This is a genomic window from Hyphobacterium sp. CCMP332 (assembly GCF_014323565.1).
Taxonomy (GTDB): Bacteria; Pseudomonadota; Alphaproteobacteria; order Caulobacterales; family Maricaulaceae; genus Hyphobacterium.
On record NZ_CP058669.1, the window covers coordinates 1916568 to 1934547 of the forward strand.

Sequence of the window (17980 nt, forward strand, 5' to 3'; positions counted from 1 at the left end):
GACACACCCCCGGAGCCCGTGGAACCGAACCGGAGCCCAGTTCGAGTCGGACCGGAATTTTCCTGGAGTCGCCGAATGATCGTTCAGCTATTTTGTGATCCATCCTTTGACTAGATAACCGTCATCAGACACGCTTGGCCGTCCATGTCGAACTGATAATGATCGCTTTGAGGGGAAGATATGCCGTTTCGAAGGCAGAAGGCTAATCTCGGTGCCCGGGACTGGGCTGCGGTCGGCCTTGATTTTGTGATCGTGTTGGTCGGCGTTTTATTGGCGTTTCAGATCAATTCCTGGAACGAAAACAGGATTGAGCGCAGAGCACAAAGCGCGGCCCTTGAGCGGTTGCTGTCTGAATCCGAGGAAGCCATTCACTATCTGAGCCGGTCCGTAGATCGCTTTGAAGAAGGAAACCAGAGCAGAGCAGAACTTCTCACCCGCTTGCGCGAGGACGATTGGGAGGGCTTCAACAATGATGCGATGGCGTTTGGCATCGTAACGATTGGCAGGGCACCACCAGCTGCGCCACCGCGCAGCGCTTATGAAGAGATCATCGCCTCTGGCCGTTTTGCCGGAATTGGCGATGCCGCGGTGCGAGACGCCGTGACGGAATATTATGCGTCGGTCGATTACCTGAACGGCATGTCCGAGTACATTCAACGGCTATCCAGCGTGGAACCTTACTGGCGCCATGACGGGGTCACCGATGAGTATGCGCCTGATTACCCTTTTCAGATCAGAACGGTCATCGACGTGGATGCGATGCGGGCGGACCCACAATTTGCGGAGATGCTGGTCCGTGGCCACCGGGTTCAGCTTTCTTTGACGCAGTGGTGGCGAACAGCGTTGGATGACGCTGTGGCAATGTGTGAGGAGTTGGCGCGTTTCTCTGACAGCACTTGCTCAATCCCGGGCGCCCGAGGCTCGCTCGACTAGCCGTTCAGTGCAAGAAAAACAGGGACACACCATTAAGCTTCGCTTGTCCGCCCCGGCGCGGCGTGAGGCGCCGGGTCTTGCGCCGGTAAATTCCTGGAATCAGGACGGTGGCGGCGGGGCCTGGACGGTGCGCGCCGGAGAGACGCTGCAATCCATTGCGGCAGGCGTGTGTTGGGAAGATTAAATGGTGTGTGTCCCCGTTTTTCGCCAATTTTACGCCCGCTTACTCGTAGATTGAGACGATGCTGCCAACCAGCTTGTAGATGGGTGGATAACCGCCGGGATGATCGGGCGATTCCGTTGAGCAATAGCCTTCCTCGCCCGCCGTTGGCCTGCCCCAAATGACAAAGCCCGTCGTACCGGCCTCGCTGCAAATATGCATATCCCGATTCATATATGTACTGTGACCGCCCACCAGGGCATCGCCATCGAACGTGTGATACGGCGACGTGCTGGCCATCTCGACCCAGCGCGTTGTATGCCCCGGTGTCGGTACCAGAAACTGTAAATCTGTTGTCTGCGCGCCTTCGACAGTTCCTGCATACCAGGCATTGCATCGCGTGCCATCAAACCAGCCGATCCACAAAGAGCCAAAACTGCCAGAGATTTCCCGACTATCAGTCACACGGCAAAGCGGGCGCTGCGGCGCGCCGACAGCGTGCACGTAGTCGACCGGCGGCGTATCCTGACGCACCCAGATATATTCGTCTTGAGCGTCAGCGGCCGCGCTGAAGATCGCGGTGCCGGTGGCCATCGCCGCAAGCGACAGGGCTCCGGTGCCCAGGCGGGCCATCCAGGACAGGGTCGATTTCATGGAATTTCCTGACTTCGGTAAAAACTAGGCTCGTAAAGCCCTATCCGCCACGCGGACCATCCCCTGCAGTAGGCCTAAAAAGAGACTATGGCCAACGAATTCGAAGCAATATTTAGCCATTTCACAATGACCTGCTTCTGTCAGTTTTTCCCACTAAGCTGCAAACACCAGATGCGGAATGAACAGGGACACACACCATTTAGCTCCGCTTGTCCGCTCCGGCGCGGCGTGAGACGCCGGGCCGACTTTGTCGATAGAGCCCGCCGTCTTTGTCTTCAAGGAAAGTTGGCTGGCGGCGATTGCCGCGCTGGACCACATGCTGCGGATATCCGGGCAGAACAATGCGCGCTGGTCCGGGCATGCCCGCAGTGTGGCGGAAGGCGCGCCAAGGCACGATTTGGGGGCTCACCGGAAACCGGTGTGTGTCCCTCTTAATCCCTTATCCCCGTCCGCCGCATTGCGCCTAAACTCCCGTTCCATCGCCGGGCCGTCCCGCGGCGCGCCTTCCGGACATTACGGGGATAAAACCGGAAAAAACCGGAGTCAGGGGAGCCCGGCGGGGATAAAACCGGAATCATCAGAATGACCACCATCGCCTTGCCAGACACGCCCATCCGCCCCTCGCGCACCTCCGGAATTGCAGGAGTTGTAGTAGGAGACAAAAATGCCGATTCCAATTTTATCCCCGCAATCGCGGACGGTCCGGCCAATCTGTCAGCGGGCGAGCCGGTGGGCGGCGGAATCTCAGCCCTGCGTTTCCAGCTCCGGCGTCCACTCCCCCATCGCGGCCAGACCATTCATGCGGGCCCGATGATTGAACGCTTTTTGCCCGGCAGCCACATCCTTGCCATTCCAGGCTTTCAGCGGGGCAGCCTGCAAGGCACGGCCATAGGAGAAGGTCAGCGCCCACGGCAGATCATATGCCGCATTCATGGCATTGAGGTGGGCCGTCGCGTCTTCGTCCGACTGTCCGCCCGAGAGGAAGGCAATGCCCGGCACCGCCGAGGGCACGCAATTGGCGAGGCACTGGACCGTCAGATCGGCCACGTCCTCGACACTGGCCTGTTCAGGACATTTCTTGCCCGGAATGATCATGTTGGGTTTGAGGATGATGCCTTCCAGCTGCACGCCTTGCGCATAAAGCTCATCAAACAGCTTCTTCAGCGCATATTCGGTGACTTCATAGCAGCGCTCGATTGTGTGATCGCCATCCATCAGGACTTCCGGCTCGACAATCGGCACAATGCCCGCTTCCTGACACAGGGCGGCATAACGCGCGAGCGCGTGCATGTTCACATCGACGCAATAGGGCGAGGGCATGCTGTCATCACCATCGCGGCCCATCTCGATCACGGCGCGCCATTTCGCAAAGCGTGCGCCCAGCTCATGATATTCATTCAGGCGATCGCGCAGGCCATCCAGGCCCTCGGTGATTTTCTCGCCCGGCGCGCCCGCCAGATCCTTGGCGCCCATATCCACCTTGATGCCCGGAACCGCACCGGCATCGGAAATCAGTTTCGCCAGCGGCGTGCCGTCGGCGGCTTTCTGGCGCAGGGTTTCATCATAGAGGATGACGCCGGAAATATATTCATTCATCGCCGGCTGGGTGCGGAACAGCATTTCGCGCCAGTCGCGGCGGCTGTCCTCGGTCGAGGTGTGCCCGATCGTGTCGAAGCGCTTCTTGATCGTGCCGGTGGATTCATCCGCCGCCAGAATGCCCTTGCCGTGTGCCACCATTTGCATGGCGATTTCGTTGAGTTGTTCGAGATCCATCGTCTTGTCCCCAGCAGATCAGAAGGTTTGAAAGTCTAGCGTTAATCGGTGACGGCTTCCACGCCCGGCAGCGTTTTGCCTTCCATCCATTCCAGGAAGGCCCCGCCCGCGGTGGAAACAAAGGTGAAATCGCCCGACGCCCCGGCCTGATTGAGCGCGGCGACGGTATCGCCCCCACCCGCCACGGCGATCAGTTTATTCGCCCGCGCGCGATTGCCGGCATATCTGGCCGCTTCAACCGTGGAGGTATCAAAAGGCGGCGTTTCAAATGCGCCCAGCGGACCATTCCAGATCAGCGTCTTGCAGGCATCAATCGTATCGGCCAGCGCATCCACCGTCGCCGGACCGCAATCCAGCGCCATCATGCCGGACGGGATAGCGTCGACCGGCACCGTCACCGTGTCCGGGTTGGGGGCGAATTCGCGTGCGCAGACCAGATCGACCGGCAGGATCATCTCGCAGCCATGCTTGCGGGCGGCGTCCATGATCGCGCGGGCGGTATCGGCGAAGTCCGCCTCATAAAGGCTCTTACCGACATCATGGCCCTGCGCCGCCAGAAACGTATTCGCCATCGCTCCGCCGACAAACAGCTTGTCGACCTTGCTGACAAGGTTTTCCAGAAGCGCGATCTTGGTCGAGACTTTCGCCCCGCCGACAATCGCAATCACCGGGCGTTTGGGATCGCGCAGGGCCTGTCCCAGATGATCCAGCTCCCGCTGCATGGCCAGCCCCGCATAGGCGGGCAGCAATTGCGCCACACCAGCCGTGGAGCCGTGCGCCCGATGCGCCGCCGAAAAGGCATCATTCACATAGATATCGCCAAGCTTGGCCAGTTCGGCGGCAAATGCCGGATCATTGGTTTCTTCGCCCGCATGAAAGCGCGTATTTTCCAGAAGCAGGACACCGCCGCGTTTCAGCGCCGCCACGGCAGCTTCCGCGGCCGGACCGATACAATCCTCGGCAAACTCGACAGGTGCCGCAATCATATCCGCCAGCGGTGCGACCACCGGCCTCAGCGAGGCGTCCGCCACGCGCTGCCCCTTCGGCCGTCCGAAATGCGCCAGCAGGATAATTCGGGCGCCCGCCGATTTCAGATAGCTGATGGTCGGCATGGCCGACATCAGGCGGGTCGCGTCCGTGACCACGCCATCTTTCATCGGCACATTGAAATCGACGCGGACCAATACCCGCTTGCCGTCCACGTCCGCGTCTTCAATCCGGCGTAATGTCATGACGTATCCTGTTCCTGACGATCAGATGAACTTGCCCATGGCCACCGCGGTATCGATCATGCGGCAGGCAAAGCCCCACTCATTGTCGTACCAGGTCATCACACGGGCGAGGCGCCCATCAATGACATTAGTCTTGTCGATGGCGACGATCGAGGACCGATTGTCATGATTATAATCGATCGAGACCAGCGGAATGTCGTCATAGCCGAGAATGCCCTTCATCGGACCATCGGCTGCGGCACGGATGGCGGCATTGATCTCCTCGGCAGTTGTTTCCCTTGACGGTACAAACACCATATCGATGAGGGAGACATTCGGTGTCGGCACGCGCACCGCTGCCCCGTCCAGCTTGCCCGCCAGCTCCGGCAGCACCAGGCCTACGGCTTTCGCCGCACCAGTCGAGGTCGGCACCATGGACATCGCTGCAGCCCGCGCCCTGTGCAGATCATTGTGGTTCCGGTCCAGCGTCGGCTGATCGCCGGTATAGGCGTGGATTGTCGTGACATGGCCACGCTCGATACCCACGGCATCGTTCAGCACCTTGGCGACGGGCGCGAGGCCGTTCGTGGTGCACGAGGCATTCGACACCACCAGATCGCTGGCTGCCAATTGATCGTGATTGACGCCATAGACAATGGTCTTGTCGGCATTCTTGGCCGGTGCCGAGCACAGAACCTTCTTCGCGCCCGAACCCTCGATGTGCGCCATCGAGGCTTCCTTCGAATTGAACTTTCCGGTGCATTCCAGCACCAGATCAACGCCCATATCACCCCAGGGCAATTGCGACGGATCGCGGTTGGAGACCTTCTGGATCTTGCCAAAACCGGCATCAATCCAGTCATCCCCGACCGTGATCTTGCCCGGATAACGGCCATGCACGCTGTCATAGGTCAGAAGGTGGGCATTGGTTTTCGGTGTGGACGAATCGTTGATGGCGACAACTTCGATCTCGCCCCAGCGCTGCTCCTCAAGAACCGCGCGCAAAGCCAGACGACCAATGCGGCCAAAACCCGTAATAGCAACCCGAACAGCCATGCGAAATTCCTCTCGATGCGGATAGGCGCGAGCCCCGCAGGCCCGCCTGAAACAGAGTCGCGCGCCGTTTACCCGCTCTTACGCGCGGCGTCCACTCACACCCATCATTTCAAGGCATCTTTCCAGCGATTCCTGCCAGTCGGGCAGGATAATGCCATACTCCGTCTCCGCCCGCGCCAGGTCGAGACGCGTATCTCCCGGGCGTCTGGCGGGGGTTGGGTAGTCGCTGGTGAGGATGCCGGACACGCGCGTTGAAAGCCCGGCCCCGGAGATGGCGGCCTGCGCCAGGTCCTTCCAGCTGGCTTCGCCGGAATTGGCGACATGCAATAATCCGCCGGGCGCCCCGCCCTTCAAATGTTCGCCCAAAGTCAGCAAAGCGGATGCCAGCGCGTTGGCCTCCGTTGGCCGGCCAATCTGGTCATCCACCACGTTCAATGCGTCGCGTTCGGCAGCGAGGCGCAGCATGGTGCGCACGAAATTGTGCCCTTCCGCCGCATAGACCCAGCTGGTGCGCACTATCAATGCCGCCGGATTGACTGCCAACACGGCCTGCTCGCCATCGGCCTTGGTCTGACCATAGACATTCAGGGGAGACACTTCGGCCTTTTCCACATAGGGCGCGCCGCCCAGACCATTGAAGACATAGTCGGTCGAGATATGAATGAAGGGTACGCCAAGTGTCTCGGCTGACCGGGCCAGCGCCGCCGGTCCGGTCTCGTTCAGGGCGCGCGCCGCTGCGATCTCCTCCTCGGCCTTGTCGACGGCAGTGTAGGCCGCCGCATTGACGATGATATCGGGCGCAATCTGTCCAATCAGATCGGCGATTCCGGTCGGGTCGGCCAGATCAAATTGCGGACGTCCCGTGCGGATCACCTCATGCGAACCCGCTTGCCGGGCGAGCGCCGTCGCCACCTGTCCGCTGGAGCCAATCACCAGACACTTCATGATGCATGCCTGAAGAGTTCGGGAAGCTCCGCGAGCCTTGGCGCATTGCGATCCTTGGCGGACGTCACAGCGGCATCCGTATCAAACGGCCAGCGTATGCCAATCGCGGGATCATTCCAGAATATGCCGCCATCATGTTCGGCCGAATACGGATTATCGACCTTGTAGGCGATCTCGCTGTCCGGCGCCATCGTGGCAAAACCATGCGCAAAGCCACGTGGCACCCAGAGCTGGCGTCCATTTTCCTCGGTGAGAGTCGCGCCCGCCCATTGTCCAAAGGTCGGCGAGCCATGGCGAATATCGACAATAACATCATAAATCGCGCCGCGCGGGCATCGCACCAGCTTGGCCTGCGCCATGGGGGGCGATTGAAAATGCAGGCCGCGCACCGTTCCCGCAGCTTTGGATCGGGAAGCATTGTCCTGAACAAATCGCGGCGAAACCCCCACAAGTGACTGAAAGCGCGATTCATTCCAGACTTCTTCAAACCAGCCACGCTCATCACCGAACCGTTTGGGCTCGATCAGAAAGGCATCATCAAACGGCCCGAAGCGTTCTATTTCTGGCAAATCCGGCTCCTGTGGGTGCGCGTTCTAAATTATTCTACCTGCTTGTTTAGAGCAGCAAAGCCTTGTCATCAGGCGTATCCCTTGCGAGAAGGCTCGCCAATCCGGAATTATTAATGTAGCGCAGGTGTCCATTATGAAGGTGATCGTTCTCGGCGGCGACGGTTTTTGCGGTTGGCCTACGGCCCTACACCTTTCCAACAAAGGCCATGAAGTTGTCATCGTCGACAATCTTTCACGCCGCAAAATCGATATCGAACTCGAGGTCGATTCGCTGACACCTATCCAACCGATGAGCGTGCGCCTGGCGGCCTGGAAAGAAGTTTCCGGCAAGGATATCCGGTTCGTCGATCTCAATGTCGGCAAGGATTATCAGGAATTGCTGGATCTGATCCTGGCGGAAAAACCGGATGCCATCGTGCACTTCGCCGAACAACGCGCAGCGCCCTATTCAATGAAATCGGCGCGCCACAAGCGCTACACGGTCGACAACAATCTGAACGCCACCAATGACGTGCTGGCGGCCATCGTGGATTCCGGTCTGGACATCCACCTCGTCCACCTCGGCACGATGGGCGTTTATGGATACGGCACAGCCGGAATGAAAATTCCGGAAGGCTACCTCAATGTGAAAGTGGAAACGCCGCTCGGCCTGATCGATACGGAAATCCTGTATCCGGCCAATCCAGGCTCCATCTACCACATGACCAAGACGCAGGATGCGCTCTTCTTCCACTTCTATAACAAGAATGACGGTTTGAAGATCACCGACCTCCATCAGGGGATTGTCTGGGGCACACAGACCGAAGAAACCCGCAAGGATGAGCGTCTGATCAACCGGTTTGATTATGACGGTGATTACGGCACGGTTCTCAACCGCTTCCTGATGCAGGCCGCCATCGGCCACCCGCTGACAGTGCATGGCACCGGCGGACAGACCCGCGCCTTCATCCATATTCAGGACACGGTGCATTGTATCGAACTGGCCCTGGCCAATCGTCCGAAGCCCGGTGAGCGTGTCCATATCATGAACCAGATGACCGAGACGCATCGCGTCCGCGAACTGGCCGACATGATCGCCGGCAAGACCGGTGCAGAAATCGCCAATATGCCAAATCCACGCAATGAAGCCGACGAGAACGAGCTTCATGTCGAGAACGCAACCTTCCTGAAACTCGGCCTGAACCCGATCACGCTGGAAGAAGGCTTGATGGACGAAGTGACCGAAATTGCGCGCAAATACGCTGACCGGTGTGACCGCTCGAAAGTTCCGTCCGTGTCCTACTGGAACAGGGATCGCGAAGCGGCTCAGACAGATACGACGCTGAAAGCGGTTTCCTAGAGCGCGCCCTGCCGCGGCCAGCCCGGATCTGTCGGGCTGCCATGGCCGCGTTCCGGGTAACAGAAGGCGATGGCCTCCTCGACCTGCTCCAGCGATGGCGACAGGCCGCAAAACCCGGCCAGCTGCTCGACAAAGCGCTCGGGCCTGACCAGCGACTTTTCATAGCTCACAAGCGCCGCGGGCAGATCACAGTCCGCCAGATATGTCCGGCTGCGCTGATACAGCGTCAGGGTTTCCTCGAGTGCCGCCAAAATCGGCTTTTCTGTCAAAAGGCTCACCCGTTCGGCGGCGGCCTGCGGATCACGAAACACGCAGATAATCCGCGGATCAGGCAACAAATCCTGCACCTGCGCCGCATAGAGCGCGCCATGCGGATCTTTCCAGCCCCATGGCTGGCCGGATTCCGCACGCTTTACGATCGCTGGCCGCATTCGCGAGAGTGCAGACCGAAAGACGCCGGACGCCGGATCTCCCAGCTCGGCCACCCCGCCTCGGGCGTCCTGAATATCCAGATCCTCATTATTCCCGACGCCTTGCCGCGCGCCCATATCCACGCCGAGGATGCGCAAGGCGCCCGCCACCATGGACGTGCCCCCACGTGGCGCACCGAAAACGAGTATCCCCCGCCCCTCGCCAGATGCCGGCGGATTCAGGACATGTAGCGGCTCAGAACGTTCATACATGGCGCATTACTCGGTCAGCCAGTCAGACAGGCGGTTCAGAAATAGGATACAGGCTTCCAGCTGGCTGATATCGACAAATTCATCCGGCTTGTGCGCCTGTTCGATATAGCCGGGACCGCAAACAACCGTCGACAGCCCGGCAGACTGGAATTGACCTGCTTCCGTCCCGAAAGATACATATCTCTTGGCGTTATCGCCGGTAAGCCGCCGGGCCAGCTCTTCCGCCGGGCCGTTGTCTTCCGGGCGCAAGGGCGGCGCGTCGGATCGCTGGGCGACCTCGACCCGGGCGTTGGGCGCATATCGGCGCATCTGCGCCTGCACCTGTTCAGCCTGCGCGCGCAGGCCTTCGCCGACGGCGCGGGCATCATCCCAGGGCGCCGGACGCATCAGACTTTCAAACCAGGCACGGCGGGCGAGAATATTCGTCGCTGTTCCGCCTTCCATCTGACCGATCGTGATCGTGCCATAGGGCGGGTCAAACGGGCTGTCCGCCGGAGCGCTGGATCGCCAGATCTCGGCCTGATCGACCAGATATTGCATCAGCGGAACCGCATGGGTGACGGCGCAGGCCCCATCCTCGACTTTCGAGGAGTGTGCCTCCAGACCCTCGATTTCCACCCGGACAGAATAAAGCCCCTTATGTCCCGTCACGACTTTCATACCGGTCGGTTCGCCAATAATGGCAATCCCGGGCTGCGGCCCGGCCGCCGTCATTTCGCGGATCATGTCCGGTGCACCCAGACATCCCACTTCCTCATCATAGGAAAAGGCGAAATGCACAGGCCGCTTCAGGTCCTGGCGCGCAAATGTTTCGGCCATGACCAGACAGCAGGCGATAAAGCCTTTCATGTCGCACGTGCCCCTTCCGAACAGGCGGTCACCGGCCTCTGTCATCACAAAGGGATTGGTCGCCCAGTCCTGGCCATCCACAGGCACGACATCGGTGTGGCCGGAGAGCACAACGCCGCCATCGACCTCGGGTCCGAGAATGGCGTGAAGATTGGCCTTGGTTCCGGACGCATCGGCCGTGCGCTCGCACCTTGCGCCCAGCGCCTTGAGGCGGGCTTCGGCATAGTCGATGAGCTTCAGATTGCTGTCGCGGGACACGGTGGCGATGCCGATCAGGTCAGCAAGGCAGGATTTGACGGCGTTGAGGGTCTGGGCGGCCACGGAAATCATCCTTCAGGGGAAAGACTGACTAGCCCGGTCTTAACCTCCGGGAAACCCTCTCTTTCCACGCGATTTTAAGAGATTTCGGTCATTCTTCGCGCTTGAATGGTAAATAAAGGCCTGTTCAGATGGGTGGAATTTATTCAAAACTTCGGCGCTTTTTCCGGGCTACGGGCGGAAATGTCGCAACGATTTTTGCTATCAGCCTCGCTCCGATCACGGTCATGGGCGGTGGCGCGGTTGATTTCGCACAAGCCATGAATGCCCGCGGACGCCTCGCCGAAGCGCTTGATGCGGCTGCGCTGGCAGTCGGCTCGCAGCCCAACCTTTCGCGCGGACAGGCCGAACAGATGGCACTCGACTATATCGAAGCCAATTATCCCGCTCGCGAGATCGGCAGCGTGCATTCGGTTTCAATAAGCATTGATGAGGTCAATGGCGTTGTTCAGATTTCCGGTCAGTCGCGCGTTGGCACAACACTGCTCGGCATCATGGGCATGGATTATATCAATGTTGACTGGACCAGCGAGGTTCGCCGTGCCCAGCAAAATCTCGAACTGGTCATGGTGCTGGACAATACCGGCTCCATGGGCGGCTCCAAAATCAGGTCTCTGCGAGACGCTGCGCATTTGCTCACGGATATTCTCTACAGCGGCGCGCAAGAGCCGGAAGACGTCCGGGTCGGACTGGTCCCGTTTGCGGCAACTGTGAATGTCGGCACTCAATATGAACGTGCCTGGTGGCTGGATCCAAACGCGGAGAGTCCGCTGCATGCGCAATGGGCGGGCGGTGCCCAGGAAATCGAGACATGTACGGGACGTCGCCGCCGGCGGACGTGCACGACAGAAACCATCACGCCGAACGCCTGGGAGCTCTTTGACCAGTTGCGCAATACCAGCTGGGCGGGCTGCGTCGAAGCCCGCGCTGTTCCCCTCGACATCGAGGATGTGGCGCCAAGCCGGGCTGATCCCGAAACGCTGTTTCTTCCGTTTTTTGCACCGGATGAGCCGGATATTTCTAACTTCTACAATGACTATCTGGATGACGACACGGGTGGTGGTATTCACGAACGGCTGATGAATCTGGCAAAATATGATGATGGCCGCCCGTCCGGCGGTGGGCCAAACAACGGCTGCACCACGACTCCGGTAACGCCGATGACCAGTAATCGCCGCACGGTCGACGATGCCATCTCCGCCATGGGGGCCAGCGGCAATACCAATATTCCGAACGGAATCGGCTGGGGCATTCGCCTGCTGTCACCGCAGGAGCCTTTCACGGAAGGTGCGGCTTACGGTGACCGGGAGACGATCAAGGCCATGGTGATTCTGACCGATGGCGAGAATGTGCTTAGCGGGCACAATTCCGCATTGATGTCCCGCTACAATGCGTATGGCTATATTGCAGATGGCCGGTTGGGCATTCGCACCTCGTCCAGCAACCGGCTTTCCGACGCTCTTGATGAACGCACACTGGCCGCCTGCCGCTATGCACGCGATCAGGGCATTCGGGTCTACACGATCACCTTTCAGGTCAACTCGTCCTCCACCCGCCGGATGATGGAAGAGTGCGCCTCTCACCCGAGCCTCTATTTCGACAGCCCGTCGAATGAGGCCCTCGAGAGCGCTTTTGAAGTCATCGCCGGCGATCTCTCGAACCTGCGCATTTCGCGCTAAATCAGAAGCATTCCAGCGACAAGATCTTAACCTCGTGCACGAGAAGCCCGTGCACGAGGTCAAGATTTACGGATTCCTGTTGTCTCACAAAACAGGAATTGGCGATCATGCTGCGGTCACAGCTTCGATCTTTCAGCAAGAATACACGCGGCAATGTCGCGATGATTTTCTCCCTGATGCTGGTGCCCATTGTCGTGATGGGCGGCGGGGCCGTTGACTTCAATCAGGCCATGAATGCCAGAGGCCGCCTTGCGGAATCGCTCGATGCCGCTGCATTGGCTGTCGGCGCGTCGCCCAACCTGCTGCCCCAAGACGCCATTGCGCTCGCCCAGTCCATCGTCGCGGCCAATTATCCGGACTATGAAATCGGAGATCTGGGGCCGATCAGCGTCAATGTCGACGACACCAGCAACATTGTGACCGTCGCCGGCACCTCACGGGTTCAAACCGCCTTTCTCGGCCTGATCGGTATCGAGCACCTGACGGTGGAATGGGAAACCGAGGTAAGACGCGCACGCACAGCACTCGAGCTCGTCATGGTGCTCGATAATACCGGCTCCATGTCGGGCTCCAGGATCAGCGCTTTGCGCGATGCCGCCCATATGTTGACCGATATCCTGCACGACAATGCCGATGACCCCGACATGCTGGAAATCGGGCTGGTGCCATTCTCCTCCACTGTGAATGTGGGGACAGGATATGAACGCGCCTGGTGGCTCGATCCGGACGGGATTGCCCCCAATCATTCAAACAATTTCTACCCCGATGCCAATCGCTGGGATGTCATTGACTCCATGCAGTATGAAAGCTGGGACGGGTGTGTGGAGGCGCGCGACATCCCGCTGGACATCGAGGATGTACCGCCCTCTCCATCCGATCCGGACACGCTCTTCCTGCCCTATTTTGCGCCGGACGAACCCAGCTATTATTCGGGCTATAGCAACAGCTATATGTCCGACGGCACGGGCAGCTCCAACCAGCTCTTCCGCCTGATGAATGCCTACAAGTATTCCGGTGTGAACCCGTCTGGTGCCGCCTCGAACTGGGGCTGCACGGCGCGCCCGATCACGCCGCTGACCCAGAGCCGGTCTGTAATTGACGCCGCGGTGGACAATATGATTGCCAGCGGGACAACGAATATTCCCATCGGCATCAGTTGGGGCGTGCGCGTACTGTCACCCCAGGAGCCCTTCACCGAGGGCAACCCCTATGATGATGACGAGAATATCAAGGCGATGGTGATCCTGACGGACGGTGAAAACGTCATCAACGGGCGCGGGAATATCAATTACTCGGATTATTCCGGATATGGCTATATCCGCGAAGGGCGTCTCGGTCTCGTCACATCCAGCTCATGGGCACTCGGAAATGCACTCGACGAGAGAACTGCGGCGGCCTGTGCCTATGCGCGCGACCAGGGCATCCGCGTCTATACAATTACCTTCCAGGTCAACTCGACGTCGACGCGGGACATGATGCGCGATTGCGCCTCGCACCCCAGCCTCTACTTCGACAGCCCCTCGAGTGAAGCCCTGCGAAATGCCTTTGAATTGATTGCCGGCGATCTGACCAATCTGCGCCTCTCGCGTTAGGCTTCGCAGCCACCGTCTTCCCGGCCCGGAAGGCAGATGAGCTCCATCCGGAAATAGAGTGCCTGATTGGGGCCGATCGGGCCGCCCGGCGTGCCACGCGCGCCATATCCCAGCTCGGCGGGAATGAAGAGCTCCCACTCTTCGCCCGTCCGCATCAGGCCGAGCGCTTCAACCCAGCCACGGATCAGACGGTCCGACGGGAATTCTGCGGGCGCACCGCGCGCGTAGGAAGAGTCAAATTCTTCACCATCAATATTGGTGCCCTCATAGTGAACACGGACCATTTCACCGCCTTCCGGCGTCAGCGCGTCTTCACCGGAAGCCCGCAAAACCCTGAAATGAAGCCCGGACGGCAAGGCATAGACGCAGGGCTGCAGACTCATGCGCTCGATATAGAGCTCACCCTCGAGCTGATTGCGCTCGGCCTGCGATGGATTGCCCTCGAATTGAGGGCGCCCGATATCCGGTACATCCATGTCTGCAAAGTCGGCCGGATCACATTGACGCGCGGCGTTTACAATCGATAGCGCGTCGGATGGGTCTGTTGGCATCGGCGGCTCCGTCGGAGCGCTGGAGCAGGCCGCCAGAAAAATGATCGATGAAAGAGCAGCAAGACGCATAACAAACTCCCGGTGAGGAATGAAAAGAATACTGGCGTTATGCCAACCTATTCGGCGGTGGCGGTCAATGCTTCCGACATGGCGGTCAGGACAAGCGGCCAGTTCTGCTGGAAATAGGCATAGGCCTCGTCCCATTCGCCGCCCTCGCCCCATCCGGTATGCGTGATGGTCACGGACGTCACGGTGTCAGACACCGGTACGATCTCGATGGTCAGTGGCGTCAGATGTGGCCGCACCTCCGGCATGTAAGGTGGCATGGCCCATGTGATGGACAGCATCCGGTTTTCCTGAAACCCCAGCACGGTCGTCCCTTCCGAACCCCGTTGGCCGTCCGGTGCGTCGGGCAGGAAATAGACTTCATAAGTGCCGCCGGGCCGCAGATCGATACGGGATTCGGGCGCAAAGAAGGTCAGACCGTCCTCGGTTGTCCACAAATCCCAGATCTGGGCCGGACTGGCCTCGACCTCAACGGACGAAACAATGATCCGGTCTGTCGCCCGTGCCGCGCCAAACGACAGGGCAAGACCAAGAATGGCAACCAACAATATCCGGAACATCACAATCCCCCGAGCCGATATTTCCGCCGCCAACGCTAGGCCATTCCCGCGTTGGCGGCGAGGTCTTTCTTGTGGCTCCGGCCGCCCTTTGGGAACGGGAACGAAGCGTTACTCGGCGGCAGCCGGTACAACGGTGACCCGATAGGCTGTATCGGCGGACAGATAGGTGCGGGCGATCACGACAATCTCTTCCAGCGTGATGTCGGAATAATCATCCGTGATGGTCCGTATCCGATCCAGCCGCTCCGGGTATTCAAAAGACTGCGACAGCCAGCCCAGCCAGACGCCATTGCTTTCAAAGGCATTCTGGATCTGTTCGAGCAGGGGGCGGCGCGCACGCAGCATCTCGTCATCCGTAATCTCGCCATTGACCATATCGGCGGCAATCAGACCGATCGCTTCGTAAACGGGATCAATGTTTTCGACCCGGACATCGGCACCGACATAGAGATAGCCGTAATCGGGATGGTAGAAGCTTTCCACATTCGAGGACGACGCCGAATAGGTAAAGGCTTCGCCTTCGCGTAGCCGCTCCGTCAGCTTCAGGGCCAGGACGGCCCGCATCAGGCGAATGGTCCGCGACACATGAACATCGCTATCATCTGTCGTGGGCCAATAGACATTGACCAGCGCCTGATCGTCGCCGCCATTATGGGTCAGGACAATCGGTGTTTCCGTCGCCTCCGGGAATTCCAGAATGCGGTTGTCGTCATATTCCGGCCAGTCTTCGGCGCGGTCCGGCAGGGCACCGATAGTGGCAGCGATAGCATCAATCACGGCTTGCTCTTCAAAATCACCAACGACCGTGATTTCGATCGGCGCACTTTCAAGTGCCGGCGTCAGAAAGGCCCGGACATCGTCCAGATCAACGTCATCCGCTTCGTCCTGTGTCGGGAATCCGAACCGCTGATCGCCCGACCTCAGCATGCGGGAAATATCACGCGTCCGGACGCCGCCCGGCGTAGAGCCGAGATTGCGCCGCAACTCCGGCAGGCTGGCCCGGAATTGGGCGAGGCTTTCCGGGCGGTAGCCGGGGGCCGTCATATAGGCGGCAAACAACTGGAATTGCAGCTCGAGATCGGCCGGCGTGGTGGAACCCGACATGCTGAAAGACCCGGCATTGACGCTGAAGCTTCCACCGACATTGCGTCCCGCCAGAATGCGGCCGAGATCATCGAAGGAATGCGCTTCAAGGCCGCCCGACGTGAAGACGCTGCTGGCCACCGTATCGACAACGGCCTCATTGCGAGGCTCGAGATCGCCCCGGCCGAACGTCATAGTCATCCGGATGACATCATTCTCGAAATCGGTCTGCTTGAGAGAGACACGAACACCATTGTCGAAAACCAGACGGGTCACGCCGAGATCGTCAATTTCCGTTCGCTCAACAACCTCGCCAGGCGTTCCGAAGTCCTCATAGGCCCAGGCCGCAATCTCGACGTCTTCCATGGCGTCGACAGCGGTTTGAGCGCTCTCATTCCAGACATCGGCAATACGGGCTTCCGCGTTATCAATTTCGAGCGATGTGGCGAGGAAGACGAGCGGGCCATTTCCCGCCCACTGGTCCCGGAAGGCGGCATGGACGGCCTCAACCGTGATGTCGTCTTCATATTCATTGTAACGTGCAAGGGCGTCGACCGGGTGTCCGAAAACCTGATTGAACCGCCAGCTGCTCCACAGTGCATCGGAAAGCGACGAGGAGACGCGGGTATCGGCCTGCTCAACCGAGGTTTCCAGTGCCGTGCGCAAATTGGTCAGCTGTTCGTCGAGTTCTGACTGCGTAAAGCCGTGCTCGAGGGCGCGGCGCAATTCCTGCTCAACGACGGCCAGCCCCTCTTCCCAGCGGTCTGGCTGGGCGACGGCCAGGATATTGGCGCGGGCGGCAAATCCGTATTCTTCAGTCGAGAAATTTGCGCCGCCCTGAATAAGCGGTGACGTTCCGGAGCTGATGATGGTCGACATCCGGCGCGACACAATCCCGGTCGCCAGGGAATCCAGAAGGCCATCAAACCGGCTGGCCATCGTATCCTCTTCAATTGTGTCGGGCTGAACCGATTCAACGGTCAGAACGGTGAAGAAATCCGGATCATGGAAATATCCGGTCTCAAAACCGCGATCAGGATCCACCGAGCCCGCCACAGGTGGTCCGGCGGGGTTTCCGGAGGCTGCCCAGTCGGCATAGACGTCGGCGATTTCGGCCTCGACACGGTCAACATCGATATCGCCAACAATCACCAGCATCGCCCGGTCCGGCCTGTAGAATTCATCGTAATAGCGCGCAAAGGCTTCCCGAGGGGCGGTCTGGATAACCTCCGGAATCCCGATGGCATCGCGCTGCGCCACGAGAGAGTCAGGATATCGGAACTCCATCAACGCATTGCTCCAGCGCCGAACCGGTGTGTTCCGCAGGCGCTCTTCGGACAGAATGATATCCCGTTCCCGGTCAATGGCATCGATATCAAGGGTCAGATTCGAAGCCGTTTCCCGCATGATGAAAAGGCCGGTATCAATGGTTTCATCGTCAACTTCGGGCATATCGAGCTGATACACGACATATTCGCGACTGGTGCCCGCATTCGTATCCGGACCAAACTGCAAGCCGTAACGCTCCAGCAAGGCCACCATTTCACCTTCCGGAACATTTTCCGACCCGTTGAATGCCATGTGTTCGATGAAGTGCGCCAGACCGCGCTGATCATCCTCTTCCACCATGGAGCCGACATTGAATGCCATGCGGATGGATGCGGTATCCGGCGGCGTATCATTTTGCAGGATCGCATAGCGCAGACCATTATCCAGCTGACCATAGCGAACGGCCGGGTCCGCGGCGATATCGCTTCGGTCCTGCGCAAACCCCTCACCCTGTAAAGCATTGGCGGCCCCAAACGGTGCCATGGCCATGGCAAGGCCCGCAGCAAATGCAAACAGTGGTCGGCGCAGGCCGCGAATATCTGGAAACATGGTCGATCCTTTTAAAAAACAGAGTCGCTGTGCCGCACCCTACAGGTGCGCCACCAATTCACTTAGTGAACAATAGGTCAG

15 protein-coding genes are annotated in these 17980 nt (G+C 59.3%); 4 read left to right on the forward strand and 11 right to left on the reverse strand.

All coding sequences use genetic code 11. The features are described 5' to 3' along the window. Positions 1-180: 180 nt before the first annotated feature. The gene (locus HXX25_RS09750; protein WP_187165734.1) at positions 181-933 is read left to right on the forward strand and encodes a hypothetical protein; all 753 of its coding nucleotides are present in this window, start codon (positions 181-183) and stop codon (positions 931-933) included. 223 nt (positions 934-1156) lie between these two features. On the opposite strand, the gene HXX25_RS09755 is transcribed toward HXX25_RS09750, so the two are convergent. From HXX25_RS09755 to rfbC, 6 genes are all read right to left on the reverse strand, one after another. After that, positions 1157-1747: a hypothetical protein gene (locus HXX25_RS09755; RefSeq protein WP_187165735.1), complete on the reverse strand. Its 591-nt coding sequence runs from the start codon at positions 1745-1747 to the stop codon at positions 1157-1159. Between the two features lie 744 nt (positions 1748-2491). Then, positions 2492-3520 (reverse strand): class I fructose-bisphosphate aldolase, encoded by a 1029-nt coding sequence (locus HXX25_RS09760; protein ID WP_187165736.1) that lies wholly within the window; start codon positions 3518-3520, stop codon positions 2492-2494. 41 nt (positions 3521-3561) lie between these two features. Next, positions 3562-4752, reverse strand: a complete 1191-nt coding sequence (pgk, locus tag HXX25_RS09765) for a phosphoglycerate kinase (protein WP_187165737.1) — start codon at positions 4750-4752, stop codon at positions 3562-3564. 21 nt (positions 4753-4773) lie between these two features. Beyond that, positions 4774-5787, reverse strand: coding sequence for a type I glyceraldehyde-3-phosphate dehydrogenase (gap, locus tag HXX25_RS09770; RefSeq protein ID WP_187165738.1), 1014 nt, complete (start codon positions 5785-5787; stop codon positions 4774-4776). Positions 5788-5865: 78 nt separating this feature from the next. Continuing rightward, positions 5866-6732, reverse strand: a complete 867-nt coding sequence (gene rfbD / locus HXX25_RS09775; protein ID WP_187165739.1) for a dTDP-4-dehydrorhamnose reductase — start codon at positions 6730-6732, stop codon at positions 5866-5868. After that, positions 6729-7292 carry a dTDP-4-dehydrorhamnose 3,5-epimerase gene (rfbC, locus tag HXX25_RS09780; protein ID WP_187167811.1) on the reverse strand — a complete coding sequence of 188 codons (564 nt, stop codon included), beginning with the start codon at positions 7290-7292 and terminating at the stop codon, positions 6729-6731. Before rfbC ends, rfbD begins: the two co-directional genes overlap by 4 nt. 142 nt (positions 7293-7434) lie before the next feature. Between rfbC and HXX25_RS09785 the strand changes: the two genes are divergently transcribed. Beyond that, positions 7435-8640 carry an NAD-dependent epimerase/dehydratase family protein gene (locus HXX25_RS09785; protein WP_187165740.1) on the forward strand — a complete coding sequence of 402 codons (1206 nt, stop codon included), beginning with the start codon at positions 7435-7437 and terminating at the stop codon, positions 8638-8640. On the opposite strand, the gene HXX25_RS09790 is transcribed toward HXX25_RS09785, so the two are convergent. Both HXX25_RS09790 and argE read right to left on the reverse strand, forming a co-directional pair. Continuing rightward, positions 8637-9323, reverse strand: coding sequence for a sulfotransferase (locus HXX25_RS09790; RefSeq protein WP_187165741.1), 687 nt, complete (start codon positions 9321-9323; stop codon positions 8637-8639). The two genes, HXX25_RS09785 and HXX25_RS09790, sit on opposite strands and share 4 nt — an antisense overlap. Positions 9324-9329: 6 nt before the next feature. Next, positions 9330-10502, reverse strand: a complete 1173-nt coding sequence (gene argE / locus HXX25_RS09795; protein WP_187165742.1) for an acetylornithine deacetylase — start codon at positions 10500-10502, stop codon at positions 9330-9332. A 119-nt stretch (positions 10503-10621) separates the two neighbouring features. Between argE and HXX25_RS09800 the strand changes: the two genes are divergently transcribed. Together HXX25_RS09800 and HXX25_RS09805 are read left to right on the forward strand one after the other, a co-directional pair. Further along, positions 10622-12169, forward strand: coding sequence for a VWA domain-containing protein (locus HXX25_RS09800; protein ID WP_187165743.1), 1548 nt, complete (start codon positions 10622-10624; stop codon positions 12167-12169). A 107-nt stretch (positions 12170-12276) separates the two neighbouring features. Next, the gene (locus HXX25_RS09805; protein WP_187165744.1) at positions 12277-13761 is read left to right on the forward strand and encodes a TadE/TadG family type IV pilus assembly protein; all 1485 of its coding nucleotides are present in this window, start codon (positions 12277-12279) and stop codon (positions 13759-13761) included. Here the strand turns inward: HXX25_RS09805 and HXX25_RS13860 are convergent. From HXX25_RS13860 to HXX25_RS09820, 3 genes are all read right to left on the reverse strand, one after another. Next, positions 13758-14312: an FKBP-type peptidyl-prolyl cis-trans isomerase gene (locus HXX25_RS13860; protein WP_304607828.1), complete on the reverse strand. Its 555-nt coding sequence runs from the start codon at positions 14310-14312 to the stop codon at positions 13758-13760. The genes HXX25_RS09805 and HXX25_RS13860 overlap by 4 nt on opposite strands. Positions 14313-14428: 116 nt before the next feature. After that, positions 14429-14938, reverse strand: coding sequence for an SRPBCC domain-containing protein (locus HXX25_RS09815; RefSeq protein ID WP_187165746.1), 510 nt, complete (start codon positions 14936-14938; stop codon positions 14429-14431). A 108-nt stretch (positions 14939-15046) separates the two neighbouring features. After that, entirely contained in the window at positions 15047-17899 is a 2853-nt protein-coding gene (locus HXX25_RS09820) for a pitrilysin family protein (protein ID WP_187165747.1), read from the reverse strand. Positions 17900-17980 lie beyond the last annotated feature (81 nt).

What these genes read in the sequence shown, in the direction of transcription:
- HXX25_RS13860 (WP_304607828.1), bottom strand. Translation starts at nt 14,312, where the DNA reads ATGCCAACAGACCCATCCGACGCGCTATCGATTGTAAACGCCGCGCGT.
- pgk (WP_187165737.1), bottom strand. Translation starts at nt 4,752, where the DNA reads ATGACATTACGCCGGATTGAAGACGCGGACGTGGACGGCAAGCGGGTA.
- HXX25_RS09760 (WP_187165736.1), bottom strand. Translation starts at nt 3,520, where the DNA reads ATGGATCTCGAACAACTCAACGAAATCGCCATGCAAATGGTGGCACAC.
- HXX25_RS09800 (WP_187165743.1), top strand. Translation starts at nt 10,622, where the DNA reads ATGGGTGGAATTTATTCAAAACTTCGGCGCTTTTTCCGGGCTACGGGC.
- HXX25_RS09815 (WP_187165746.1), bottom strand. Translation starts at nt 14,938, where the DNA reads ATGTTCCGGATATTGTTGGTTGCCATTCTTGGTCTTGCCCTGTCGTTT.
- HXX25_RS09755 (WP_187165735.1), bottom strand. Translation starts at nt 1,747, where the DNA reads ATGAAATCGACCCTGTCCTGGATGGCCCGCCTGGGCACCGGAGCCCTG.
- HXX25_RS09785 (WP_187165740.1), top strand. Translation starts at nt 7,435, where the DNA reads ATGAAGGTGATCGTTCTCGGCGGCGACGGTTTTTGCGGTTGGCCTACG.
- argE (WP_187165742.1), bottom strand. Translation starts at nt 10,502, where the DNA reads ATGATTTCCGTGGCCGCCCAGACCCTCAACGCCGTCAAATCCTGCCTT.
- gap (WP_187165738.1), bottom strand. Translation starts at nt 5,787, where the DNA reads ATGGCTGTTCGGGTTGCTATTACGGGTTTTGGCCGCATTGGTCGTCTG.
- rfbD (WP_187165739.1), bottom strand. Translation starts at nt 6,732, where the DNA reads ATGAAGTGTCTGGTGATTGGCTCCAGCGGACAGGTGGCGACGGCGCTC.
- HXX25_RS09790 (WP_187165741.1), bottom strand. Translation starts at nt 9,323, where the DNA reads ATGTATGAACGTTCTGAGCCGCTACATGTCCTGAATCCGCCGGCATCT.
- HXX25_RS09820 (WP_187165747.1), bottom strand. Translation starts at nt 17,899, where the DNA reads ATGTTTCCAGATATTCGCGGCCTGCGCCGACCACTGTTTGCATTTGCT.
- HXX25_RS09750 (WP_187165734.1), top strand. Translation starts at nt 181, where the DNA reads ATGCCGTTTCGAAGGCAGAAGGCTAATCTCGGTGCCCGGGACTGGGCT.
- HXX25_RS09805 (WP_187165744.1), top strand. Translation starts at nt 12,277, where the DNA reads ATGCTGCGGTCACAGCTTCGATCTTTCAGCAAGAATACACGCGGCAAT.